General features: G+C 54.1%; 22 protein-coding genes. 5 read left to right on the top strand and 17 right to left on the bottom strand.

Translation table 11 applies throughout. The features are described from left to right. Window positions 1-38 precede the first annotated feature (38 nt). From recJ to CU041_RS05060, 4 genes are all read right to left on the bottom strand, one after another. A complete protein-coding gene (gene recJ, locus CU041_RS05075; protein ID WP_233433012.1) occupies window positions 39-1829 on the bottom strand; it encodes a single-stranded-DNA-specific exonuclease RecJ in 1791 nt (596 codons plus the stop codon). A gap of 85 nt (window positions 1830-1914) precedes the next feature. Further along, entirely contained in the window at window positions 1915-2448 is a 534-nt protein-coding gene (locus CU041_RS05070) for a peroxiredoxin (RefSeq protein WP_101246023.1), read from the bottom strand. Window positions 2449-2601: 153 nt separating this feature from the next. Further along, the gene (locus CU041_RS05065) at window positions 2602-3519 is read right to left on the bottom strand and encodes a hypothetical protein (RefSeq protein ID WP_170310140.1); all 918 of its coding nucleotides are present in this window, start codon (window positions 3517-3519) and stop codon (window positions 2602-2604) included. After that, on the bottom strand, window positions 3494-5020 hold the full coding sequence (locus tag CU041_RS05060) for an MBOAT family O-acyltransferase (RefSeq protein ID WP_170310139.1): 1527 nt from the start codon (window positions 5018-5020) through the stop codon (window positions 3494-3496). The genes CU041_RS05065 and CU041_RS05060 overlap by 26 nt, the downstream gene beginning before the upstream one ends. 281 nt (window positions 5021-5301) lie before the next feature. On the opposite strand from CU041_RS05060, the gene CU041_RS05055 reads away from it, so the two are divergent. After that, the gene (locus CU041_RS05055) at window positions 5302-5619 is read left to right on the top strand and encodes a hypothetical protein (protein ID WP_228195999.1); all 318 of its coding nucleotides are present in this window, start codon (window positions 5302-5304) and stop codon (window positions 5617-5619) included. Here the strand turns inward: CU041_RS05055 and CU041_RS05050 are convergent, their stop codons facing one another. The 5 genes from CU041_RS05050 to CU041_RS05030 all read right to left on the bottom strand — a co-directional run bounded on the left by CU041_RS05050 (window position 5620) and on the right by CU041_RS05030 (window position 12522). After that, window positions 5620-6912: an Hsp70 family protein gene (locus CU041_RS05050; RefSeq protein ID WP_101246020.1), complete on the bottom strand. Its 1293-nt coding sequence runs from the start codon at window positions 6910-6912 to the stop codon at window positions 5620-5622. 145 nt (window positions 6913-7057) lie between these two features. Continuing rightward, on the bottom strand, window positions 7058-8017 hold the full coding sequence (glpX, locus tag CU041_RS05045; protein ID WP_068519258.1) for a class II fructose-bisphosphatase: 960 nt from the start codon (window positions 8015-8017) through the stop codon (window positions 7058-7060). 147 nt (window positions 8018-8164) lie between these two features. Then, complete coding sequence (locus tag CU041_RS05040; RefSeq protein ID WP_101246019.1) at window positions 8165-9469, bottom strand: homoserine dehydrogenase; 1305 nt, start codon at window positions 9467-9469, stop codon at window positions 8165-8167. Between the two features lie 122 nt (window positions 9470-9591). Then, a complete protein-coding gene (locus CU041_RS05035) occupies window positions 9592-10833 on the bottom strand; it encodes an LL-diaminopimelate aminotransferase (protein ID WP_068519256.1) in 1242 nt (413 codons plus the stop codon). A 351-nt stretch (window positions 10834-11184) separates the two neighbouring features. Further along, window positions 11185-12522 carry an OmpA family protein gene (locus tag CU041_RS05030; RefSeq protein WP_233433011.1) on the bottom strand — a complete coding sequence of 446 codons (1338 nt, stop codon included), beginning with the start codon at window positions 12520-12522 and terminating at the stop codon, window positions 11185-11187. A gap of 327 nt (window positions 12523-12849) precedes the next feature. Between CU041_RS05030 and CU041_RS05025 the strand changes: the two genes are divergently transcribed. Both CU041_RS05025 and CU041_RS05020 read left to right on the top strand, forming a co-directional pair. Next, entirely contained in the window at window positions 12850-14652 is a 1803-nt protein-coding gene (locus CU041_RS05025; RefSeq protein ID WP_101246017.1) for a PHA/PHB synthase family protein, read from the top strand. A 101-nt stretch (window positions 14653-14753) separates the two neighbouring features. Further along, the gene (locus tag CU041_RS05020) at window positions 14754-15629 is read left to right on the top strand and encodes an NAD(P)-dependent oxidoreductase (RefSeq protein ID WP_101246016.1); all 876 of its coding nucleotides are present in this window, start codon (window positions 14754-14756) and stop codon (window positions 15627-15629) included. Between the two features lie 58 nt (window positions 15630-15687). Here CU041_RS05020 and CU041_RS05015 read toward each other — a convergent pair whose 3' ends face one another. The 6 genes from CU041_RS05015 to CU041_RS04990 all read right to left on the bottom strand — a co-directional run bounded on the left by CU041_RS05015 (window position 15688) and on the right by CU041_RS04990 (window position 21431). Continuing rightward, the gene (locus CU041_RS05015) at window positions 15688-16368 is read right to left on the bottom strand and encodes a hypothetical protein (RefSeq protein WP_170310138.1); all 681 of its coding nucleotides are present in this window, start codon (window positions 16366-16368) and stop codon (window positions 15688-15690) included. A 127-nt stretch (window positions 16369-16495) separates the two neighbouring features. Then, complete coding sequence (locus CU041_RS05010; protein WP_170310137.1) at window positions 16496-17248, bottom strand: hypothetical protein; 753 nt, start codon at window positions 17246-17248, stop codon at window positions 16496-16498. Window positions 17249-17354: 106 nt separating this feature from the next. Further along, window positions 17355-18638 carry a cytochrome-c peroxidase gene (locus CU041_RS05005; RefSeq protein WP_233433010.1) on the bottom strand — a complete coding sequence of 428 codons (1284 nt, stop codon included), beginning with the start codon at window positions 18636-18638 and terminating at the stop codon, window positions 17355-17357. Between the two features lie 178 nt (window positions 18639-18816). Beyond that, window positions 18817-19716, bottom strand: coding sequence for a DMT family transporter (locus CU041_RS05000; protein WP_101246013.1), 900 nt, complete (start codon window positions 19714-19716; stop codon window positions 18817-18819). A 159-nt stretch (window positions 19717-19875) separates the two neighbouring features. After that, window positions 19876-20712, bottom strand: coding sequence for a substrate-binding periplasmic protein (locus CU041_RS04995; RefSeq protein WP_101246012.1), 837 nt, complete (start codon window positions 20710-20712; stop codon window positions 19876-19878). Between the two features lie 191 nt (window positions 20713-20903). Further along, window positions 20904-21431 carry a gamma carbonic anhydrase family protein gene (locus CU041_RS04990; protein WP_068519250.1) on the bottom strand — a complete coding sequence of 176 codons (528 nt, stop codon included), beginning with the start codon at window positions 21429-21431 and terminating at the stop codon, window positions 20904-20906. Between the two features lie 203 nt (window positions 21432-21634). Between CU041_RS04990 and CU041_RS04985 the strand changes: the two genes are divergently transcribed. Next, a complete protein-coding gene (locus tag CU041_RS04985; RefSeq protein ID WP_170310136.1) occupies window positions 21635-22468 on the top strand; it encodes a substrate-binding periplasmic protein in 834 nt (277 codons plus the stop codon). A 56-nt stretch (window positions 22469-22524) separates the two neighbouring features. On the opposite strand, the gene CU041_RS04980 is transcribed toward CU041_RS04985, so the two are convergent. Then, complete coding sequence (locus CU041_RS04980; RefSeq protein WP_267893499.1) at window positions 22525-23409, bottom strand: DMT family transporter; 885 nt, start codon at window positions 23407-23409, stop codon at window positions 22525-22527. A gap of 109 nt (window positions 23410-23518) precedes the next feature. Here CU041_RS04980 and CU041_RS04975 point away from each other — a divergent pair, with 109 nt between their 5' ends. Next, window positions 23519-24934, top strand: coding sequence for an aminotransferase class I/II-fold pyridoxal phosphate-dependent enzyme (locus CU041_RS04975; protein WP_443082679.1), 1416 nt, complete (start codon window positions 23519-23521; stop codon window positions 24932-24934). 74 nt (window positions 24935-25008) lie between these two features. On the opposite strand, the gene argC is transcribed toward CU041_RS04975, so the two are convergent. Then, entirely contained in the window at window positions 25009-26067 is a 1059-nt protein-coding gene (gene argC, locus CU041_RS04970) for an N-acetyl-gamma-glutamyl-phosphate reductase (RefSeq protein WP_101246008.1), read from the bottom strand. Between the last annotated feature and the right edge of the window lie 120 nt (window positions 26068-26187).

The raw sequence follows: 26187 nt of genomic DNA, 5'->3' as shown, positions 1-26187 counted from the left end.
CGCGTTGCGGATGTTCTCCGCCCGAACTCGGAAAGATTTCAGACCGGCAAAGACACGTCATCAATGATCAGCTGAACGCCGTCACGGCCCTGCCATGTATCGCGGCGCAGATGTCCCAGAACATGCAACGGCCGTCCGCCATGCTTGATCAATGTCTGACCCATGTCATTATCAAGGCATCTGAACGCAATCGCCTTGAGCCGTCCCTTGCCATTGGCCCCGGTCAGAATACAGCGCACATGATCGGCCCCGACTACATCGGCTTTTACCGCACGACAATCGACAAAGGCAAATCGGGGCTCGGCATTGCCCGCACCAAATGGACCAAGCTTTTCAAGCGCATCAATCAGTTCAATCGTCGCCCCATGGGCATGCAGGGCCCCGTCCACCGTGATGGTGGGACGAATATCATTTTCTTCGATGATTTTCGCGAACCGTTCTTCAAGGAAGGCTTCAAACGCGTCCTGCTTTTCCGGATCAAGCGTAAAGCCCGCCGCCATGCCGTGACCGCCCCCGTTGATCAGAAGCCCGGCCTGACGTGCAGCAATAATTGCCGCACCAAGATCAATACCGCGCACAGATCGGCCCGACCCCTTATACACACCATCCACCAGCCCCATGACCAGCGACGGCACGTGATAACGATCCTTGAGACGGCTGGCCACAATCCCGATCACGCCGGGATGCCAGTCCTCGCCGCCCACCAGCACCATGGACCCGATTTTTGACCGGCCTTCCACCGCGCTGATCGCCTGATCAAGGACAATATCCTCGATCGCCTTGCGTTCGCGGTTATATTCATCAAGCTTGCGCGCGATATCCTGCGCCTGTGCCGGGTTGTCCCCCGACAACAAGGTCGTACCAAGGAAACTTTCGCCAACACGCCCGCCCGCATTCACACGCGGCCCCAGCACATATCCAAGATGATAGGCACTTGGCGTTTCATTGACCCCGGCAATATCGGCAAGTGACGTCATGCCGATATTGGACCGATGTTTCATGACCTTGAGCCCCTGGGTCACAAAGGCCCGGTTCAACCCGCGCAACGGCACGACATCACAGACGGTTCCCAGCGCAACCAGATCAAGCCAGTTGCGCAAATCGGGTGCCCGAACCCCTGCCTTTTCAAGCCAGCCGCGACTGCGCAATTCACGCAGGATCGCCACACATAACAGGAACGCCACACCGGCTGCACACAAATGACCAAGCCCGCTTTCATCATCAAGCCGGTTCGGATTGACCACCGCGACGGCGGGCGGCAATTCCGGTTCGGCCGCGTGATGGTCAACCACAATGACCTCTATCCCGGCGTCCCTTGCCTCTTGTAACGGGCCATAGGCCGTCACCCCGCAATCGACCGTCAGGATAAGGTTCGCACCCTTGCGTTGCAGTTCCAGCAATGCCGGGGCGTTGGGACCGTATCCTTCGGTCATGCGGTCGGGAATATGCACCGGTACATCTGCGCCAAGCGCCCGGAAGAAACGTTTCAAAAGCGCGGTACTGGTTGCACCATCAACGTCATAATCGCCAAACACTGCCATCTGCTCGCGCTTTTCGATGGCATCGGCGATGCGTGATGCTGCCATATCCATGTCTTGCAATGACGATGGATCTGGCATCAGGTCGCGCAATGTCGGGGACAGAAAACTTTCGGCATCATCAAGTCCGATGCCACGATTTGCCATGACCCGGCCCACGATTTCCGGCACCCCGAAGCGCTGCGAAATCGTGGTTGCCAGGCGTTCATCCGTTGCGCGCTCACGCCACCATTTTCCGGTGACGGATCGCTCGATGCCCATGAATGTCGTTTCTTTTGCGTGCTCTGTCATGCCCTATGAAATAGCGCAATCTCGGGCCCGCTTAAACCGGATAATTTGCCGATCTGAAAACTTCGTTCCCGGGCACCGGATTTCATCAGCGCGGGTTTTCACCGCACCATTTCAGGACGTTTTCGGCATCGGCGGCCGGATCATCGACCGGATAGAAAACCCTGGTGATCTTGCCATCATCAATCACCATGGTCAGGCGCTTGAAAAGCCGCATCTCGCCTGCTTCGAAATCGGGCATGGCCATCGCTTCCTTGAACCGGTGATCGGCATCGGACAACAGTGCAAATGGCAGGTGAAGCCGTTCGGCAGCCTCTTTTTGATAGTCCGTTGTCTGGCTCGAAAGCCCGTAAAGATTTTCAACACCGACCGCGCGCAACTCGACCGCATGATCGCGGAACGAACAGGATTGCGGCGTGCAGCCCTTGGCACCGGGAATTTCATCCCAGCCATCCGGTGACGGCACGCCCGGTTCGGCCGTTCTGGGATAGGCATAAACAACAGTCCGCCCGGAAAGACTTGAAAGATCGACCATCTGGTCATTGGTCGCAGACATCGGCAAAGCCGGCAGGATCTGCCCCGTCAGCCGTTCAATCACATGTGCATCACTTTCGGTATTCATGTGCGTTCCTCCCTGAGCACCATCACGCCCGTTGTTCCATTGCGGTTCGGGCATTTATGGATTCAAGATAGGTGCGATTTCCCAAACCGAAAAGAAGGCGCGTTTGCACATCGTGGAAAAGTTGCAGGGCAAATATCTGAACAACGATGGAATTCAGTTCAATTGGTTCACGGCACAACGTTCTTTTACAACATTTGTAACATATTCCCTCTGTGAGGCTGGAATATGGTCGGGATCTATAAAAATTTCTCCCGGCAAAAGGCTGGAAACATCGACAAGCAAAACTTCGTTGCTTGCGGCAACATCGGCAAAAAACTTTTCCACTTCGGAAAAGGCAGCAATAGATCTCGATACCGTCAGATAATCCTTAGAAACCGGATATCGAACCATACATACATCTATTCCCTGCGCCCTCAAACCAGTGATCAACTGACGATAAGCTTTGGCGTCATCTGTTTTGGAGAAATTGGCAACAGGCGTATGCAATTGCACACGAATTGTCACTGATTTCAACCAGTCTCTTGGTCGTGTGGGTTCGGCGGATTGAACCTGTGTATTTTCCGGTTCGCTGTTGCTTGACCACAATAAAGACGGGTTGCTCAGGACAGACCATAACGTTCGACCAAGATAGGGCCTGTATCTGGGATCAAACAACATCAGACTTTCAGAATAGTCTTTGTTAAGAACTTTAATCCGGTCTTCTTGTTCTGCAGATACACGATAAAATGAAAATAGTTGTGGATCGGCAGGAATGATAACACCTTGCACCCCTCCTCTCTCGACGCGAAGTGAAACCTTGGCAATGATCGTATTTAAATTGTCAGACGCTTGCCCCAGATTATCAAGCCAGTCGCCAGATAAAAGAGCTCCCTCTACGTGAGAATCTCCGAAAGCTGTCCAAGGCGCCTCGCCATGAAGAAACCGCACGCGATATTCTTGACTGTTCGCATCACTGGAAACTTGACTACGCAGAAACAGCTCCAGAACAACCAGCATAATAACCAGCAGCACAATGCCACCACCAAACGCAATGAACGTAAACCGCCTAGAATTGGAAATAGATGAATTCACCCGCCTTCCCCTGTAATCCAAGCATCCAAAGATAGGCGGCAACAAACGCCACAACACAGCCACTTATTATGCCGGGTTTCCAGCACATCCACATAGGAATGGTGGCTGCGCGTTTATCAAGCACCACGTCATACCTGCCCATGAGTTGCTGGGTATTGGGTGCGAACCAAACAAACATCAGCAACAACCCCAATAAAAACAGCTGATTAAATCCGCCATAGACAGACAAAGTTGCAAATTCGACACCCAAATTCCCCAGAAACCTGACAAGATCCTGCGGCATCATTTCTCCATAATGCACGGGAAGGATCAGACCGTTAAACCCTGCCATCCCTTTGAAAACCAGAATTGAGGCCTGCCAAGTTTCCGCCCGGAATGGAACCCAGGCAAAAACAACCGCAAGAAATGTCAAAATTAGCCCCACTGGTGAAGGGAGGACCAGCAATCGCTGGCCTCGCCACAAGTGGTTTACCAGCAGATATGCTCCGTGCAGCCCCCCCCACAGAACGAACTGCCAGCTGGCACCATGCCACAATCCCGCAAGCAACATTACAATCACAAGATTGAGATACCGGCGGATAGGTCCCTTACGGTTCCCACCTAAGGGAACGTAAAGATAATCTCTTAGGAAGCTGGACAGCGTGATATGCCAACGGCGCCAAAATTCGATAATTGATGTCGCTTTGTAAGGCGAATTGAAATTCTCTGGCAGGCGAATACCCAACATCTTGGAAAGGCCAATTGCCATATCCGAGTATGAAGAAAAATCAAAATAAATCAGCAAGGTAAATGATATTGCACCAACCCAACTGTCAATAATACTGGGAGGAATCCCGCTTGCTGCGCCGTTAAAGACGGAGTCCGACCAATATACAACCGTATCAGCGAGAACCAGCTTCTTGAAAAGCCCAATGACAAAAATCGTAAAGCCTACGGCAACATTCTCGTAAACATTCGTCATCCTTTGTGAAAACTGACTAATCAGGCTTCGATGATGGACGAGTGGCCCCGCAATGAGGTGCGGGAAAAACGTTACGAACAGAAAATATGGTGCGAACTGATCTTTGTCGGCATCACCCTTTGCCGCATCAACGATATAGGCAATCTGAAGGAAGGTAAAAAATGAAACCCCCAAGGGTAACTCGAGTGCCGGCAGGTTCACATCAATCGAAAATGCGCCGCCGATAATCTCGCCCAGGAAATCGAGGTACTTGAAACAAACCAGCACGAGAAGATTTGCTGAAACGCCGACCCCCAAGAGAATTCTTCTACGAGCTGGATACTGGCAACCCTGTAGGTAGTTTCCGAGAAAATAGTTAAACAAGATAGATGAAAAAAGTAGCGGGACGAAAGATGGATTCCACCAGCCGTAAAACACGAGGGATACGAGACACAGAAAGTATATGAAAAGTTTTTTACTTTCTTTTCGACCGAGCCAAATCGCAATCGAAATCGTCAAAGGCATGAAGACGTACAAGAACGCCAACTCATGAAACAGCAAACCTAGTCCCCCTGTCGCTGCATATAGTATGTCTGCGCTCAGCTAATTCCGATTTTTCTTTTTTAGCCGAGAATGAAGATGAATTAACGCAGAAATCTGTCGACGTCCATAACTAGAAACAACACCACCAGATGCTGCGTTCGTTCATCGCGACACGCATCTGACCACGCGCAGTTCGAAGGAAGAAACTACCCTTCCAATCCTATCTCCCCTTAGAAAGCCATTAACCTGTCAGAGTCCACTATGAGACCTTGGCTCGACAACCATAAAGGATACGAGCAATGCCCCACAAAAAAGGTCTGCGGATCGGATTAACCATCCTGTCCGTGCTTGGTGCCGTCATGTCGATGCCATTGGTGATGTTTTCACCAATGATGTTTGACGCTCCCGGGTCTGAGGACAATCTTCTTACCGAACTGCTGTTTTACAGCGTTCTGGCCTTTCCGGTGCTGTGCCTTGCCGGAGGCATTTTGCCATGGATTTTCCGACGCCACCCACTTGGCATCTGGCTTTATGCCCTAAGCGGCCTTGCCATCGGGCTTCTGGTCAGTGCGATCGTGCTGCTTGACGTCATGTGTGGCGGGGATTTTGCCTGCTGATCAGACAATCCCCTCATCCGCCGCAATCAGCGCAAGACCGTGCGCAACCGACAGGAACGGCTGGCCGATTTCGATGCGGTCCTTGCCAAAACCGTCTTCAAAGATTTTGCGAACAGCGGGGACATAGGATGTACCGCCGGTCATAAAGACTTTTGAGACGTCTTTTGCATCAATACCGGACTGTTCAAGGCAGGCTTTGGCCGCCTGTTCGATCTCGGCAAGGTCGGGTGCGATGGCGGTTTCGAAATCGGCACGGGTCAGCTTTTCTTCGATCTCGACCCCGCCGTGGGAGAATTGCAGGATCGTGCTGTCACTGTCCGAGAGTTCCGCCTTGGCCTTTGACACCGTCTGATAAAGATGGAAGCCCATTTCATCTTCGATGATGGCGACCAGATCTTCGATATCGTCAGGCCGGGTTGCCGAGCGGATCAGGCTTTTGATTTCATTGATCGTTTTGGGCTGGTTCATCATGGCAAGTTCATGCCAGCGCGAAAAGGCCGTGTAATATTGCCGCGGGACCGGCAGGGTCGCCCCCATCGATTTATATTCCGACCCAAAGCCCAGGCGCGGCCAGACGGCCTTTTGAATGATGCGATAGTCAAACCGGTCACCCGCAATGCCAAGACCGGTATGGGCAAGCGGCTGCACACCGCGAATACCAAGACCCGGCGTAAAGCGGATCAGCGAAAAGTCACTGGTACCACCACCAAAGTCGGCCACCAGAACGGTTTCGGGTTTATCAAGCTCGCGCCCGTAATAATAGGATGCGGCAAGCGGTTCATACACCATCGCCTCAACATCAAAGCCGGCCTGCTCATAGGCACCGCGCAGGCGCATTTCGGCAAAGTCGTTGTCGGGATTATTGCCCGCAAAGGCAACCGGACGTCCGGAAATCACCCGATGTCCCAGCCAGCCAAGGCTGTGCTGCGCGAAATGATGAATTTGCGTAAGAAACGTTCCGATCAGATCTTCGATCGAATAGGTCGTCCCGAAAATGTCTGTACCTTCAAAATCCTTGGTCGCCAGATAGGATTTCATCGACTGGATCAGTCGGCAATCATGGCTTTCCTTAAGATATTCGGCAATCGCAAACGGGCCGGAACAGCTTTTGGTATGGGTCGGCGCACCCGGTGCAGTAAGTTCCTGCTCTTCCCAGAAATAAAGGATGGTGCGGTATGTATCAAAGCTGTTGGCGCCGACTTCGAATTTTGCCGATTGCACATTGCCTGCGCTGTCTGCGACCGCAAGAACAGAATTGGTCGTACCGAAATCAAGGGCGATAATTTCAGACATCAGGCAGGCTCCGATAACAGGCTATTTTGAAGGGGGCGGAGGATGTAACCCAGACCGCCCTGCCCTGCAAGTCCTTAAACGAAAAAAGGGAGTGCCCGGATTGAGAACGCGGCACTCCCTTTTCGAAATCCGTTTTGCGGGTTTCTTACTTGTACCAGATTTTCCGGCTGAAATCGTGAACCGCGCGAACGTAACGTACGGTACCCGACTGCGAACGCATCACGATGCTTTCGGTTTCCGCACCATTGGCGAAGCGACGCACACCGCGCAGCATCGCGCCATCGGTGACACCGGTTGCCGCAAACATGACATTGCCCTTGGCAAGTTCGGTCAGTTTGTATTTACGGCTAAGATCTTCGATGCCCCATTTCTTGGCGCGGGCAACTTCGTCATCATTACGGAAAACAAGACGGCCCTGGAACTGGCCACCAATGCAACGAAGGGCTGCTGCGGCAAGAACACCTTCCGGTGCGCCGCCCGTCCCCATGTAAAGATCAATGCCCGAGGTTTTCTGCGAGGTCGCAATCACACCGGCAACATCCCCATCACCGATCAGCATGATGCGTGCACCTGCTTCGCGGGTTTTGGCAATGATTTCCTGGTGGCGCGGACGATCCAGAATGCAGACAACCAGATCGGCAACATCACAGCCCTTGGCAGCAGCAAGGCTTTTCAGGTTCTCAAGCGGGGTTGCATCAAGATCAACCACATCATCAGGAAGTCCGCCGCCAACTGCGATCTTGTCCATATAGGTATCGGGCGCATTCAGGAAGCCGCCCTTTTCGGCCATGGCAACAACCGCCAAAGAGTTCGGACCACCGGTCGCACAGATGGTGGTGCCTTCAAGCGGATCAAGCGCAATGTCGATTTCCGGACCATTGCCCGACCCGACTTCTTCACCGATGAACAACATCGGTGCTTCGTCGCGTTCGCCTTCGCCGATCACGACCGTGCCCTTGATATCCATGCTGTTCAGCGCATTGCGCATCGCGTCGACAGCCGCCTGGTCGGCTGCCTTTTCATCGCCACGCCCCATAAGGCCGGAGCACGCAAGTGCAGCCGCCTCGGTCACGCGAACCGTTTCAAGCGCGAGATTTCGATCCATTTTGTCTTCCTTGTCTAGTGTGCAGGGTCTGGGGGCCCTGTCTCGTTGTTGTCTTCTATTTTTTGATTTTGTTGATTTTGCGTCGAAACTTTACAACAGCGCCCCGCATCATGACAGGTGCGAGGCGCGTATATCGTGATATTCCCGTTAAGATGCGAAGCTTTCGATCCGCATCAATACCGGCGGCTGCGAGTTGCTTTCGAATGCGGCGATATCATTCACCGCCCCCGACATTGCAGCTTCGGTGGTTTCATGGGCAACAATCACCACAGGCACAACACCGCCTTCGGTCTCGGCCCGGCCATGCTGGATCATCGAGGCCATCGACACTCCATGCTTGGCAAGGGTTGCGGTTACTTCGGCCATGACACCCGGGCGATCCCACACCATCAGACGCAGGTAATAGGCACCGGTATGCTTTTCGAGCGACGCACGAACGTTTTTCTTAAGTCGTTCGGCCGGCACGCCAAATACCGGCGCGCTGCGCCCGGCAGCAATATCGACGATATCGGCAACCACGGCCGACGCGGTCGGGCGTTCACCGGCACCACGGCCCTGAAGAACCACCGGACCGACATAGTCCCCTTCAAGGGCAACCGCGTTAAACACGCCTTCAACCTTGGAAATCTGGGTTGCGCGATCCACCATGACCGGGGAAACGCGCTGTTCGATGCCTTCGGGCGTCTGTTTGGCAATGCCCAGCAGCTTGATGCGATAGCCAAGTTCTTCGGCCAACTGGATATCAAGGGCGGAAACGCTGCGGATACCTTCAACAGCAACCGCATCAAAATCGACCTCGACCCCGAATGCCAGGCTGGCAAGGATTGCCAGCTTGTGCGCGGCATCAATGCCGTCAACGTCAAAGGTCGGATCTGCTTCGGCATAGCCAAGTTTCTGCGCCTCGGCCAGAACGTCGGCAAAGTCGCGGCCCTGTTCACGCATGGTGGTCAGGATATAGTTGCACGTGCCGTTCAAAATACCGGTCACACGCGAAATCGCATTGCCGGCCAGACCTTCGCGCAATGCCTTGATCACCGGGATACCACCGGCAACGGCGGCCTCATAGGCGATGGTGACATTATTGGCGTCAGCAATCTGGGCCAGTTCAACACCCTTAAGCGCGATCAGTGCCTTGTTGGCAGTTACCACATGCTTGCCATTTTCAAGGGCTGCCTTGCAGACATCATAGGCAATGCCGTCCGATCCGCCGATCAGTTCGACCAGAATATCGATTTCATTGTCAGCAGCAAGGTCACGGGCGTCGTCGTACCAGGTCAGACCTTCGGTCGAAAAACCACGATCACGAGTTCGATCACGCGCCGATACCGCTGTGACGACGATCTGGGTGCCCGAACGGTCAGCCAGAATGTCGCGATGTTCACTCAGCAGTTTAACGGTTCCGGCACCGACCGTACCCAGGCCTGCCACACCGATTTTGACGACGTCTTTCACGATAACTCCTTAGCACGTGGTTGTTTGCGCAAGCGCGCAGATGACCGCATTCGGTCAACGCGTCCTGATAAAGCAACGCCCGGGACATGTCCCGGGCGAAACACAGAATGCTTTATCGGATATCAGAAAGATTTCTTCAACAGTTCACGTGCAGATTTTGCATCCGGACATTTGGCAAAGAACTGTTTGATGTTCCGGTTGGCCTGCCGGATGCGGTGTTTGTTTTCCACCAGCGCAATTCGAACATGGCGATCACCATATTCGCCAAAGCCAAGACCAGGCGCCACAGCCACCCCTGCTTCCTGCAAAAGAAGCTTGGAAAAATCAAGCGATCCCAGTTCGGCAAATGCATCGGGGATCGGGGCCCAGGCAAACATGGTTGCCGCCGGAGACGGAATATTCCAGCCCGCACTTGCCGCCCCTTCGATAAAGATGTCGCGGCGTTCGCGATACAGGTTGCGGAATTCCTCGACACAATCCTGCGGACCGTTAAGGGCCGCGGTTGCCGCGACCTGAACCGGGGTAAAGGCGCCGTAATCAAGGTATGACTTGATCCGGGTCAGCGCGTTGATCAGCTTTTTGTTGCCGGTGGCAAACCCGATACGCCAGCCCGCCATCGAATAGGTTTTCGACAGCGAATAGAATTCGACAGCAATGTCCTTTGCCCCCTTGCACTGAAGGATCGAGGGCGGCGGGTTGCCGTCAAAATAAATCTCGGAATAGGCAATATCAGACAGCACATAGATTTCATGCTTGCGGCAGAAATCGACCACTTCCTGATAAAATGCCAGATCAACCACAAGTGCGGTCGGGTTGGCCGGGAAGTTCAGGACCACCGCACTTGGTTTCGGGACCGAGTGTTTAACCGCGCGATGCAGCTGTTCCATGAAACTTTCGGTGCTGAACGTGCCCTGATCATCATGGCCGATCGGAATATGACGCAGGGCCGCACCGGCAATGATGAAACCGAACGCATGGATCGGATAGGACGGGTTGGGCACCAGGAAAATGTCACCCGGACTGGTGATCGCTGCGGCCAGGTTGGCCAGACCTTCCTTGGAACCGAGGGTCACAACCGTTTCGGTTTCCGGATCGATATCCACACCAAAACGGCGGTCGTAATAGGCTGCCAGCGCCTTGCGCAGGCCCGGAATGCCGCGCGACATCGAATAGCCATGGGTGCGCGGGTTCTGAACCGTTTCGACCAGTTTATCGACAATATGCTGCGGGGTGGCCGGGTCAGGATTGCCCATGCCGAAATCGATAATGTCCTCGCCCGCTCGCCGCGCCGCCGCTTTCATCGCATTTACTTCTGCGAATACATATGGCGGGAGACGTTTTATGCGGTGGAAGTCTTGGGACATTATCCTATATCCTCATCAAATTGCCGAATTTCGAATTTTATGCGAAAAGCACATCCTCGAATTCACGAAAATTGCGTTTAGGCCATAAAAAATGGCCCTGAGCGGCGTACAATTCGAAGGATGTACCTTTTATGGAAATCAGACTCAACGAATTATTGCGCACGATCCATGGTTAATTCGCATTTGCGGCAGGCCCGCGGCGCAAATTCGGTGATTTTCGTGGAAATCAGGATTATTTGCGGATGGATGGCAACCGGGCGCGAAACCGTCTTGAAACGACAACAGCGCGAAAGGATTGCTCCCTTCGCGCTGTCTGATTAAACGATCACCCGGTTGTTCCGGGACACGTGATCAGTAATCGAGATAGATTTCAACACGGCGGTTGCCGGCTTCGCCCGCCGGAACACCTTCGTAGTAACGCGGATCAGCCGATCCGTCCGCCCCGACAAAGATTGCCTCACGCGATACGCCAAGCGACAGCAGACGCGAAACCACGGCTGCGGCGCGACCTTCGGAAACGCGGCGGTTAACTTCCAGATGATGTTCAAGCGACATATTGCCGGTCCGCATCGACGCATGGCCGATCACGCGCAGCACACCACCGGTCTGCTGCCAGGTATTGGCAACCTGTTGCAGAACCGAATAGTCCGATCCGCCCAGATTGGTCGAACCGTGGCCAAACTGGATCTGGGCGATCTGCATGCCATTGATGGCCGGCGGCAACTGATCGACAGAACCGACACCAAGCCGGGCCGCAAGCGCCCCGTTGGTCACGGTCATATCAACCGAACCGGATTCGCCATATCCCGCCTGGCTGCCACCAAACTGGCTTTCATCAACCACAACCGATCCGTCATCGGCATAAAGCGAATAGTCAAAGCCCTGCCCTGAATCGACCACAGCAGCCGGTTCGTTGGCGAACACGCCCTGCCCTTCGGCCAGACGACGCTGATACTGATCCATCACCGGATCGCCAGATGACGCCTGTGATGCTGGTGCGGACGCGGATGCCGATGCGGCTGATGAGGATGTTTCAGCACCACCGCCCTGATTGGCCTGAGCGGCTTCAAAGGCGGCAAGTTGCTGCGCGCGGGCTTCTTCGGCGGTCATGCCCGCAGCACCGCCCGCCGCGGCACCGGCAACCACCGCCGGACGTTCAGGTGCGGCTTCCGGGGTTGGTACCGGACCGGAAACCGGGGATTTGGCATTCCATTGATCGGCAATCGACGAGCCCGTTGGCGCCGACGTCACAGCCCGCGTTGTCGCAGGCGCGCTTGGTGCGGCCATTTCGCTTGCAGCAACCGGGGTGGTCGGTGCCGGTTCAATGACCGGCTGTGCCACCGGCACCTGCGGTGCGGACTGAAGCGCATTGACCGGCGGGCTGCTTTGACGACGGCCGGACTGGGTGTATTGGGCATTGGCACGATCAGCTGCGAGCCCCGCGATCAGCGCATCGCGTTCGGCATCACCGGTAACGATCGGCTTGCTCGGCGTATCGGAAAGATTCGGGTATTCCCCGTCCTCGCCCGGAATCGGTTCTGCGGATTTGGCACCGGCGGTTTCGTCGTCGCCGTCAAACATGTCACCGACCGATTTTCCCCATTCGATCGGGTTGATTGCGTCAGGAACAGAAGAACAGGCGCCCAATGCCAGCACAACCGCCAGCGCAGAGCCGGTCTGCAGAACCATCCGCAGCTTCCCCCTTGCAGTTTCCTGCCACGACCACTGCCCTGTCGTCGATTTCAGAACGCCCATTTGTTTTCGCTGCTCCAAATTCAGTTGGATGACCTTTGCGTGAAAATATCCGCAGAAACGTCACCTTATAATTCTTGTACTACCCCTTGGCGACGCGCTAGGCTAAGACCATGATAAGCTTGGGATCAAGCAGAGTTTCAACCCGGAGCGCCATTCAGATACCGAACACATAAAACGTCAAAAGTCTTGCGATATTGCAAAGAACCCAAAAACGTTTTGAAGTCACAAGGTAACTGCGGCGGTATCATAAGGGAATGCCCCATGAGCGATCAACAGGCCATCGAAACCGAAATCACGCACCCGGATCCCGAAAAACTGTCTGCAGCAATGGCAGAAATTGCCGAAAGAAGTCAACGACTTGTGTCTGACTTCCTTGCAAAACAGGCAGAAGACCCGGAAATTTCCGACCCCGACCCGCTGAATATCGGTTCTGCATTCGCCGAACTGACCACCCAGATGATGCAAAACCCGGCCAAGCTGGTCGAAGCCCAGATGGAACTCTGGCAGCAATATTATACCCTTTGGCACAACACCACCTTGCGCATGCTTGGCGAAGACTCCGAGCCCGTCGTCACCCCGCAAAAGGGCGACCGGCGCTTCCGCGACGAGGCATGGGAAAACAATGAACTGTTTGATTTCATCAAGCAGTCCTATTTGCTGTCATCGCAATGGATGCAGAACCTTGTCCATGAAGTGGACGGGCTTGATGAAAAAACCGCCCAGAAAGTCGAATTCTATACACGGCAGTTCGTCGATGCGATTTCGCCGACCAACTTCCTGATGACCAATCCCGAAGTCCTGCGCACCACGATTGAAACCGGCGGGGAAAACCTGCTTAAGGGATTGCAGAACCTTTTAAGCGACCTCGAACGCGGCAAGGGCAAATTGCAGATCCGCATGACCGATCTGGATGCCTTCAAGATCGGGGAAAATGTCGCCACCACCGAAGGATCGGTCATCGGCAGAACCCCCTTGATGGAGTTGCTGCAATATAAACCCAGCACCGATCAGGTCGCCAAGCGACCCCTGATGATCGTGCCGCCATGGATCAACAAATACTATATTCTTGATCTGCGCCCTGAAAATTCCTTTATCAAATGGGCTATCGATCAGGGGCACACGGTCTTTGTCCTGTCCTGGGTCAATCCCGACAGCAAACTGGCCGAAAAATCGTTCGAAGATTACGCCAAGGAAGGCATCCTTGCCGCCCTTGATATGATCGAGCAGGCCACCGGCGAGAACGAAATCAACGCGATCGGCTATTGCCTTGGTGGCACGCTTTTAAGCTCCACCCTTGCCTATATGGCCAAGGTCGGAGATGAACGGATCAAATCGGCGACCTTCTTTACCACCCTGACCGATTTCGAAAAACCCGGTGAACTTTCGGTCTTTGTCGATGATGAACAGATCGAAAGCCTTGAACGCAACATGTCCAAGGAGGGCTATCTGGATGGCCGGGACATGTCGATGTCGTTCAACATGCTGCGCGCCAATGACCTGATCTGGTCATTTGTGGTGTCAAACTACATGCTGGGCAAGGATCCCTTCCCGTTCGATCTTCTGTACTGGAATTCCGATTCCACCCGCATGCCCAAGGCAATGCACAGCTTCTATCTGCGCAACATGTATAACAAGAACCTGTTGCGCGAACCGGGCGGCATTTCGATCCTTGGCGAACCGATTGACCTGCGCGATATCAAAATCCCGGTCTATTTCCTGTCGACCCGCGAAGACCATATCGCGCCCTGGCAGGCAACCTATGCCGGGACACAGCTTATGTCAGGTCAGGTCAAATTCGTCTTGTCGGCATCGGGCCATATTGCCGGGGTGGTCAACCCGCCGGCGGCCAAGAAATATTGCTACTGGACCTATAACCGCACCCCGGCCAATCCCGATGACTGGATGGCAAAGGCCACCCAGCATGAAGGTTCCTGGTGGACCGACTGGCAAAACTGGATCAGCCGCCGTTCAGGCGGCAAGGTTCCCGCCCGCAAGGAAGGTGATGGCAAGCTCAAGGTGCTTGGTCCGGCACCCGGTGAATATGTGAAAGTCACCCTGTCCTGACAGGCAGATCGCACTTTGTTGAAAACGCGGTCTGACATGGCACAGACCGCGTTTTTTTTATTCCATAACGATAAACATCAATCATTTGACGGGGAAACACCATGACCAAGACAATCGGCTTTCTGGGGGCCGGGCGCATGGCATCGGCGATGATCAAACGCCTGCTTTCAAAAGGCTACCGGATACAGGTCTGGAACCGCAGCCCGGACAAGCTTGACCCGCTTGTTGCGCTTGGCGCGGTTGCCTGTGCCACACCGGCCAAGGCGGCATATGGTGTGGATACCGTCATCTCGTTCATGGCTGATGACGATGCTGCGCGGGCCGTCTGGCTTGGTGAAAATGGTGCGCTTGCGGCCATGAATGCCGGGACGGTCGCCATTGAATGTTCCACCCTTTCACATGCCTTTGTGCTTGATCTGGCCAAGGCCATTTCGGCTGCCGGGCATACCTATATCGATGCGCCGGTTACCGGCGTTCCTTCTGATATCGAAGCCGGCAACACGATCTTTCTGATCGGGGCAGAGGCATCTGACCTTAACCGTATCAAACCGATCCTTGACGATACCGGAAAACGCACCGTGCATTTTGGCCCGGTCGGATCGGGCACGGTTTATAAGCTGATGCACAATCTTTTGGGTGCTGTTCATATCGCTGCCGCGGCCGAGCTTGTGGCTGTTGCCCGCAAAGCCGGGCTTGATGGCGCAACCGTTGCCGAAACATTTTCAATCGGTGCCAATGCCAGTGCATCCGGGCTGATGACGATGCCCGGCATGATCAGTGGCAATCACAACGAAGGCATCCACTTCACCACTGCCTTGCGGGCAAAGGACGCGGCCTATGCCATTGCCATGACAAAAGAATACGGCTTGTCCGTTCCGGTTGGACAAGCCGCATCTGATGTTTTTGAGACCGCCACAAAGGATGGCCTTGGCGACCTTGCCCAAAGTGCGGTGATCGAAACACTTAAACCCGATTAGAAACTGAACGTCCCGAGCCACCCACAGGTAATCTGCGTGCACTGACAACGATAACAATTCAGCCCCGGTACCTTTTTCCGGTTTGCGGGTCTACCACCTGAATGCCCTGAAGCGCGCTTGCCACGGCTTGAATTTCAGACGGGGAAACGATCCAATCATCCTCGCCATCAAAATCGAATGCGGGTCCAAACCAACTATGCGATACCATTACCAGAACACCATCCGCAGGAACAAGACGAAACACGGATATACGCGCTTCAGGTTCCTGCGCCTGCTTGCTGTCTGGTCGGGAATATTGCGGACATTTCACGACATAAACGTTTTCGTAGCTAAACGATTCTTCAATGACAGGAGGTATCCGGCATGCGTTCTTTATTCCCGTCAGGAATTCTTCAACCCTCTCGCTTTCCTCAAATTGAGCGGGATGAAGCAACACGTCGACAACAAAAATCTGACTCGGTTTCTTAAGATCATCGCCTTTGGGAACTTCGACAAGTATTTCCCGATGTCCAACACCGCGTTGCACGTGCTCCGACTGGCCGTACATGTTTCTCAGATCATTTTGACGATACCAGTTGGCCGGTGGATACGTAATTTGCCGCTCAAGCAGTACCACTGTTCTATTCGCACTCATACCAATCGGGTTATAATCCGATCCCGACTTTGTCAAAGCACTCAGGTTTGCCCCAAAGCGCTTATGTGGCGCAGGTTGGCTACACCCCTGCAGTCCGACAACCATCAAAAGAGCTAATCCCAGAAATCGACAGTACAAATTAGCTCCTAACTTGAACATTAGGCCATTAATGCAGCGGTTGAACGACACTGATCGACAAAAATTAACTCAGCATGAATACTGAAACGACTCTTTATCCCGAGACTTTTCCAACGTGTGAAACCGAAATCGTCTCAAACCGCTTCAATACCTTTTTGATTTCCGCTTCGGAAACGGGCCAAGTGGAATCATCTGCATAATTGAATGCAGGCCCCCGCCACTCATAGGTCACAGATATAATGGCGCCACCACTCATGAAATGGCGACGAACCATAACTTCACCGTGGTCTTTCATTGTCCCCTGAAGCCCCGTCGCACTATAAAATTTTTCACAGAATGCGACGATCGTGTTTTCGGGTGACTTTACCTGATAAAATTTTACATCCCGTTTCATGCAGGCCTGCCTGAAGCCTGAAAGATACGTATTTATGACCTTACTGATTGGTATGTCCCGGCCAATGTACAGTCCCGAAACGACGTATATCTGCTTCCAGTTCTCGAAATCCTGATCTGCGGGAATTTGCTCAAGAACAAAACTGGGACCCTTCTGATCACGAAAATGCTTACTTTCCTTAATGATGTCAGTCGGGCTGTCGGGATTAACCCACAAAGGCATCGGATAAGTCACGAGGTTGTCGTAAACATTAACGACGGCAGTAACCTCTAAGGGCTTCTCGGGTACATCCTTGATTTTACCTGAATCCAGTATTTCTGAGGTATCTGCTCTTGTAACAACTGTTGCCGAACGACCAGCATCAGCCTCAACAGTCTGGCACCCGGCAAGCACAACTGCTGACACCAACACCGCACAAACCGCGCAAAACCTTAAGCTATTGAAATACGCCACAAATCCCCCTGAAGCTATGTATTTTCATTCAGGTACGTTTACAGGAATCTCCCAAAGCAGGGCAACTTAAAAGCGTACATCGCACGCGACCAATACCCGTTTCGGATTATTTTGCCCGAACCAATAGTGGCTCATACCGCGCATCGGTCAGGGTTTTAAGGAAGGCAACGATGGCCTTGATCCGCTTGCTGTCAAGGGCATCGCCCTGCTCCAATTCCTTAAGCGAAATGGTTTCCGGTACTTCGGCATCGCCCCAGGGCTGACCGGTCTCCGGGTTGGTCTGGTTGGCTTTGGCCTTGCTGTTATATTTGTTATAGAACCGCACCACGGTTTCCAGATCGGCAAACACGCCGTTATGCATATAAGGCCCCGTCACCGCGACATTGCGCAGCGACGGGGTTTTGTATTTGCCGCGATAGGCCGGGTCATCAATCGCCGGATTATCCAAAAGCCCGTTATCGGTAAAACTGACATCCTTGGCATTGGCCTTGCGGGTCGCGACATTGCGCGGCACACCGATATTGTGGAACTCGTAATTGGTGAAGGTTTCGCCTTCTGCCGTCGGGCTGGTTTTCAGCATGTGGCAGGTATTGCAATTGGTAAATTGCTGCGAAAAGAACAAAACCCTGCCGAGCTCTTCTTGCGGGGTCATTTTATATTCGCCGCGCAGGAACCGGTCATATTTGGAATCGAACGGGGCGAATTCGTCGCCCTGTTCAAAGGCGGCAATCGCCTGTGTCATCGCGCCATAGGCCGTCTCGCTGTCTGACCAGACATCATCGCCAAACAATGCCTTGAAGCCCGCGACATAATCCTCATCCTCCATCAGGCGCGCAACGACACTGGCCTTGTCGGGCATGCCCATTTCAATGGGATTAAGCGGCGGCCCACCCGCCTGTTCGGCAAGGTCGGCGGCACGCCCGTCCCAGAATTGACCACCCACTGCAACGCCGTCATCACGTACATGGAATGTCGGGGAAAATTTCGCATAGGCCGCCATCGGCGCGTTGCGATCGCCAAGGCTTTTGCCATCATCGCCCAGTGAAAAGGCACCATTTGCCACGTCAATGCGCGGATCCTTGAACCCGGCGGACGGCTCATGACAGGTCGCACAGGCCTGCGTGCGATTGGCCGAAAGATTGGGGTCGAAATAAAGCGCCTCGCCAAGTTCCGCCTTGTCAGCAAATGGGGAATTTGGTGCATTCGCAACTTCTGTCGCCCCGACATCGGATGCGGACTGCATATTTCCTTGTGCTGCCAGACGATGCAAAAACGCATCAGGGGTCTCGGCCCGGGCCTCGGCCACCTGCAACACCGGCACAATGATACCGACACTCATCGCAGAAACGATCAATGCAAAACGAAACGAATGGCGGTTGTGGTGACGCATGGCAGGCACTTTGATCTGATCACGGAAAAGAATGCATATGACGGCCGCCCGCATGATCGCGAACGCAACGCATTTACGCCTACAGACTTGAACCCTGCCTTGATAAAAGTCAATGGCGGCCCGTTAACCGAGCCGCCATTGATGATATTTGGCATCAATCCGGTATGAGACGGATCGGTCAGATCGCCACAGACGGGCGGCGGCGCATCATTGGCAACAGCTGAACCCCGATAATCGCCGCCAGGATCACACCACAACCGGCATATTCCGCCGGTGCCAAACGTTCACCAAGGAACCATGCCCCGGCAATTGCCGCAAAGACCGCCTCGGCACTCATGATGATCGCGGCATCCGATGCCTCGGTATAATTCTGGGCCACGGCCTGAAGGGTAAAGGCAATCCCGGCTGACATGATCCCGGCATAAAGGATTTCAAACCCGGCATTATAGATATCGGCAAAGCTGAAGGTTTCGGTCACCGCCCCCATCGCCATGCCAAGAATGCCGGTGATAAAGAACTGGGTCGCGGCAACAAGGGCCGGTGCATTGGTGCGCGTCACCATCACCCCGATCATCACCACCTGGACCGCCCAGAAAAGCGCACTGCCCATCACCCAGAAATCACCGGTGCCAAGCCCCGAAAGATCCCCGCCACTTAAAAGGTAGGTGCCATAAACACACATTGCCCCGCCCGGCCAGACCGACCAGTGCGGTCGATTGCGAAACACCACATAGGCCAGAACCGGTACTGCGGGCACATAAAATGCCGTCAGGAAGGCCGCATTGGTAACCGTCGTACCCATGATGCCGATCTGCTGGAAGATGCTGGCAAGATACATCGAAATCCCCGTGGCAATCATGCCAAGGATATCAACCCGGTCAAGCCGACGGCCCGTACGGTCAAGTTTGCGCAACTCGCGCAGGGCAAAGGGTAAAACGGCCAGTGTCCCCAGCAAAAAACGCACGCCCGTAAAATATTGCGGGCCGATATTTTCCATGCTGGTGTGCTGAACAACAAAGGTCGTGCCCCAGATCAGGGCAACGAAAACAATAACGGCATTTGCCTGCCAACGTGTCATATTCCCGGTCCATTTCCTGTGCCCGGGCGTGGTGGCGCGCGGCAGGTTGTCTGTTAAATCCGAATGTCCTGACTTGCTAAACCAAGTCCGGCTCCTTCGCAATACAGATCAATCCACCCGCGCATTTGCGGGCATCACAAACCTGTCGGTCGAAATCAACTAATTGGTGCTAACACTTTGATTTCCAAACAGGCGTTGATACCCATCAGTGGTGATTTCGTGCTCGATCGCTTCTGACAGTTTTTGCGCAAGTTCCGGGGCAATGGTCTTGGCCGAGAACATCAAACGCACCGGCTCCTTGGCCAGGATAAACGGATGTTCTTCAACACCACCGGTAAATCCAAGCTCGTCTGCCTGCGCAACATAGGCCGCCGGAATACCAAGCAACAGATCAACCCGGCGCGCCATCAAAAGCTGCATGCCATGCGGGGCCATCGACACATCCATAATGAACGGGGCATTTTCCACCTTCGCACTGAAAGCTTTGAAATCTTCGCCGCGATAGGCCCCGCGCACATGCCCGATCACAAGGTTTTGGCGGACAATATCATCAAGACCTTCAATCTGAATACGTCTGGCATCGCCTTTGCGAACGGTAAATCCGATGACATCATTGCGGTATGGTACCGAAAATAATCCGTATTCTGCCCGCTCCGCAGTAAAGGATGCCGACGGCAGAATATCGATATCGCCATGTTCAATGGCATAAAGCGACCGTTTCCAGGGCATGAAGACAAACCGGGCATCACATCCCGTTTCACGCAGGATTCGGGTAATGAACTGGTTATCAATGCCCGTTGCCATGCCGTTCACATCTTTCATGCTGAACGGGCTATAGGTTTCCGATGCCCGGATCACCAATGGCCGCGAACATTCCGCAATTGGTTCCGCGACACTTACCTGCATGCCGCCCAACAAGGACACAAGCAACATCGCGATGCCAGGCATCAAATGGCGAACCGCCATATCTTCCCACGCCTCTTCACGTCGCAGCATGTCCCGTTTGTTTTGTTATCGGACATGCCTTCATTTTTGATTATTGCGAACGCTTCCCCTTTTTCGCACTTGAAGGCCATGATGCAAAAAAATATTGCGCAGTCCAAGCGTCTTCACCCGGACTACGCAGAAACACCCAGATATACCGAAACAGACATATCCGAGCAGATATTGCCGAAAATTCCCGTACCCTATTTCAGGTCTTCGGGGATGGATTTGACATATTCCTGTGCCAAATCGGCATAGCGATCGGCAGACACCTTGAAGAATTCGATTTCTTCCTGTGTCAGATCACGTACCTTGCGCGCAGGCACACCGGCCCAAAGTTCGCCTGCCGGAATGCGTTTACCGGGTGCGAGCAATGCATTGGCCCCCAGCATGCCGCCCTGCTCGATCACGCAACCATCCATCACGGTCGCCCCCATGCCGACAAAGCTTCGATCCTCAAGCGTGCAGGCATGAATAATCGCCGCATGCCCGATGGTCACGTCATCCCCGATATAGGTCCCGAACTTGCCCTTGGCGACATGCACCATGGTCAGATCCTGAATGTTGGTGCGTGATCCGATACGGATTTCGTGAACATCCCCGCGAATGACACAGCCAAACCAGATGCCTGTCTCTGCACCGATTTCGACATCACCGATGATGGTCGCATTCGGGGCAATAAAGGCTGTTTCATCAATGGTGGGTTTTACCCCGCGATAGGACAAACGCATGGTCACATGACCTTTCGTAACTGGTGTTCACATCTCTCGAACCAACCGCAAGCAGGATACTTCCGGTACAGCATCACTTGATTTGAGAGTTTAAATTCTAACATGGATAGAAGGAAACCCCGTCGTAACAAATCTTGCTCATGATCGCATCAATCGCCCGCACAAAAATAGCCCGGCCTGCCGCACCGCCTTTGGCGCGTGGCATGTCTGTGGCTGTGCTGTGCCTTGGGCTTTTGGTTGGCGGGGCATTGTCATCGGGCGTGGCGCGCGCCCATGAACGGCAATCCCAGCATACAGACAGCGGCTTGCTGATTGCGGCATTTTCGGTCTGGGAACCCTTCGTGATCGAAGATGAAGACGGTTCACGTCATGGCATTGACGTTGCCCTTCTGGCTGCGATTGCCAATCGGCTTGGCTTGCAGCTTGATCTGCATCCCTGCCCCTGGCGGCGTTGCCTTAAAAATCTTGAAGACGGGGATATCGACGTTCTGACAAGCTTTGCCTATACCGAAGAACGCGCGCAATTCGCCCACTATATCAAGCCGCCCTATAGTCAGGTCACCCCGGTCTTTTACATCAATCGCGAAAACCCGGTCCTGATCGAGGAATATAACGACCTTCGCAATCTGACGGTCGGCGCAGTTGTTGATTCGCGCTATTTCGAGCCGTTTGACAGTGACACGACCCTCGACAAATTCGAAGCCGGCAGCGAAACCATCTTGCTGCGCATGCTGACCGCCAACCGGCTTGATGCAATCGTCGGTTCGGACTCCAACGCCGACTTTGAAATCCGCCGCAACCATCTCGAAGACACCATCATCAAGGCACCGTTTCGATCAGGCCATAACAATGACATCCATTTGGCGGTTTCGCGCAAATCCCCGCTGATGTCACGCACCGATCAAATCGCCGAGATCATGCAGGATCTGCTTGATGAAGGCTTTGTCGCCAATTTGCACAAACTCTATTGGCCAGACAAAAGTCCCGAAGACACCCCGCAATCGGCCCAATCAGACAGCGCCCAACCCAATCAGTAGGCCCCGGTCCGCAACCGGAATGCGGCGTCCTGCCCTGACATTGCGATCCGTTTCCGTCAGGCAAACCGTCGCGCACCCGCTACACACAAAACAACCGCAACCGTCACCCCGATCATCGCCGGGCTGACCGGTTCGGCCAAAATCAGTGCGGCCAATATCAAGCCCATAAAGGGCTGCAAAAGCTGTAATTGCCCGACCGTCGCAATCCCGCCCAAAGCCAGACCGCGATACCAGAAGAAAAACCCGATCAGCATGCTAAACAGCGACACATAGCCAAGCCCAAGCCAGGCAGGCATTCCAATCACGCCCATCTGTTCGGGTAACGTCACCGCGCACAAAATCGCCATTGGCACCACCGAAATCACCAGCGCCCAGCAAATAACCTGCCAGCCACCAAGCTGTCGTGACAGCTTGCCACCTTCGGCATAGCCAAGCCCGCAAACGATAATTGCCCCCAGCATGTATAGATCGCCCGAAACCGCGCCCGCTTCGCTACCTGTTGCGGCAAATCCGGCCACCAGCCCGCTTCCCAGAATGGAAAAAAGCCAGAAAACGGCGCGTGGTCTTTCACCACCGCGCAAAAACCCGAAAATCGCAGTCGCCAATGGCAAAAGCCCGATAAAGACAATCGATCGCGCCGAACTGATATGTTCAAGCGCCAATGCCGTCAAAAGCGGAAAACCGACAACCACGCCCCCGGCAACCACCATCAAGGAGACCCATTGCGATCGTATCGGACGCACCGGTCTTGAACCCATCAGGATCAAAACCGCAATAATCCCGGCAATTGCCGCGCGTGCAACCGTAACAAAGACCGGATCAAAATCCATGACCGCCAACCGTGTTGCCGGTAACGACCCGCTGAAGATCACCACCCCCATCAGGCCACTGAACCAGCCCGCACGCGTCCGGGAAACCGATTGCGCTATTACCTGTGCCACAAGATCCTCCATCTGAATGATGGCGACATCTTTGTCTTGTCTTGGTCACACTTGCCAGACACAATACAGTACAAAACTATCAAACTGTACTGGATACAAGGGCAATACAGTGACCGTTCAATCCCAGCCACACATGTCTGAAATCGTGCAGGATGGCACGCTTGTTTCACAGGTAATGGCATCCATTCGCGACCGGATTTCGGCACGCAATCTTCTTGCCGGGGACAAGTTGCCCTCTATCCGGTCCTGTGCGCGTCAGATGGGTGTTTCCAATTCAACCGTGGTCGAAGCCTATGACCGTCTGGTCGCCGACGGCACCATTCAATCGCGCCGCGGTTCGGGGTTTTACGTTTCGGGACACACCGCCCCGCTTTCGATCGCGCGGATCGGCCCCAAACTTGACCGGGCGGTTGATCCGTTTTGGGTATCGCGACAATCGCTTGATGCCAGACCCGACATGCTCAAACCCGGCTGCGGCTGGTTGCCCGCGGACTGGATGCCCGAAACATCAATCCGGCGCGCCTTGCGCACCCTTGCACGCGCTTCTGACGATGTTCTGGTTGAATATGGCACGCCGCTTGGGCTTGCGCCCTTGCGGCAATTGCTGTCGCGGCGGTTGGCCGGGCATGGCATCGTGACCGACCCCGATCAGATTTTACTGACGGAATCCGGCACCCAGGCAATCGACATGTTGTGCCGCTTTCTGATTGAACCGGGTGACACGGTTCTGGTTGATGATCCGTGCTATTTCAATTTCTGTGCGCTGTTGCGTGCCCATCGCGCCAATATCATAAGCGTCCCCTTCACCCCGACGGGGCCTGATATTGATACCTTTGCCCGTGTCGTTTCCGACCATAAACCGCGCCTTTATATCACCAATTCCGGCATTCATAATCCGACCGGCGCGTCCCTGTCCCCCCAAACTGCGCATCGGATTTTGAACATTGCCGACCAGCATGACCTGATTATCATCGAAGATGACATTTTCGCGGATTTCGAGACCACACCCGCCCCGCGCCTGGCCGCCCTTGGCGGCATGGACCGGGTCATTCATATCGGCAGCTTTTCAAAAACCCTGTCGGCATCCCTGCGCTGTGGCTATATCGCCAGTCGCAGTGACTGGATTGACCAACTGATCGATCTTAAGGTCGCAACCGGATTTTCCGGCAGCAACCTTGCCCCCGAACTGATCCATCTGGTCTTGAAGGACGGTACCTATCGCAAGCACATGGACGGATTGCGCACCCGGCTGTCGCACGCTATGACCGGTACCGCAAAACAACTGGCATCCCTTGGCATTCGCCCGGTAATTACACCCGATCCGGGGATATTCCTGTGGTGTGCTTTGCCCGACGGGATCGACGCCGCACAAACCGCGCGCAATGCCCTTGCCAATGGTGTGGTTCTGGCACCGGGCAACGTGTTCAGCATTTCGCAATCGGCTGGCAATCTGATGCGCTTTAACGTCGCGCAATGTCAGCATCCCAAAATATTCAAGGTGCTTGAACGCGCCATGCGCCCGTAACCTTACACAGCGAAAAAGGCGCACCCGAATGGATGCGCCTTTTGCAATTTCAAAGCTCGCTAACCAGCCGTCGCTTACGGGAACAGCGGTTCGATCTCAAGCCCCATGGTTTCCGGAAGACCGAGCATCACGTTCATGTTCTGCACGGCCTGACCCGATGCGCCTTTGACCAGGTTGTCTTCGACCGCGACAATAATCACACGGCCTGGCACACGGTCCTTGACGACACCCATCAGGACATAGTTCGAACCACGTACATGGCGGGTTTGCGGCGTGACACCGAACGGCAGAACACGGACAAACGGCTCGTCGGCATAACGCTTTTCAAGGGCTGCCTGAATGTCTTCGGCCGTGGTGCCATCGGTCATTTTGACATAGATGGATTCAAGGATACCGCGGCTCATCGGCATCAGATGCGGTGAAAAGTTGACCACAACATCCTGACCCGATGCCCATGCCAGGCCCTGCTCGATTTCCGGGGCATGGCGATGTCCGCCGGTGCCATAGGCATGAATGCCTTCGGTCACCTCGGCATAAAGCGTGCCTTCCTTTGGCGAACGACCGGCACCGGTCACACCGGATTTGGCATCAATGATGATGTCATCAGCATGCACCATCTTGCCTTCAAGAAGCGGCGTCAATGCCAGTTGCACCGGGGTCGGATAGCACCCCGGATTGGCAACCACACGGGCCTTTTTGATCTTGTCGCGGTGCAGTTCGGTCAGGCCATAGACCACTTCTTTCTGCAAATCCTGTGCGGCATGTTCCGCGCCATACCATTCCTTGTAGGTCGCCGGATCAAACAGACGGAAATCAGCCGAAAGATCGACCACCTTCACATGTTCCGGAAGACCGGCAATGACTTCCTGTGTCGTGCCATGGGGCAATGCACAGAAAATCATATCCACACTCGACCAGTCTGCTTCGGCAATCGAAATCATGGTCGGCAATTTGATATGGGCAAGATGCGGGAAAACTTCCCCGAACGGACGGCCGGCGCGTCGGTCTGCGGTCAACAGGGTAATTTCCGCGGCATCGTGATGCGCAAGAATGCGAACCAGCTCTGCCCCGGTATAGCCACTGGCACCGAGAATTCCGACTTTGACCTTCTGGTCAACCGACACGTCACTCATTTAAATCTTGCTCCTAAAGCCATGCCTGCAAATGCGCAGGTATTGATAACGTGCGGATGTTGGCAAACAAGCCCATCAGATGCAAGCAATTAGGCGACAAATATCCCTGAGAAACCGCAA

The organism is Thalassospira povalilytica, from assembly GCF_002844235.1.
GTDB lineage: Bacteria > Pseudomonadota > Alphaproteobacteria > Rhodospirillales > Thalassospiraceae > Thalassospira > Thalassospira povalilytica.
The sequence above is the reverse complement of the archived record's forward strand: the minus strand, read 5'-3'. Positions and strand labels throughout refer to the sequence as shown.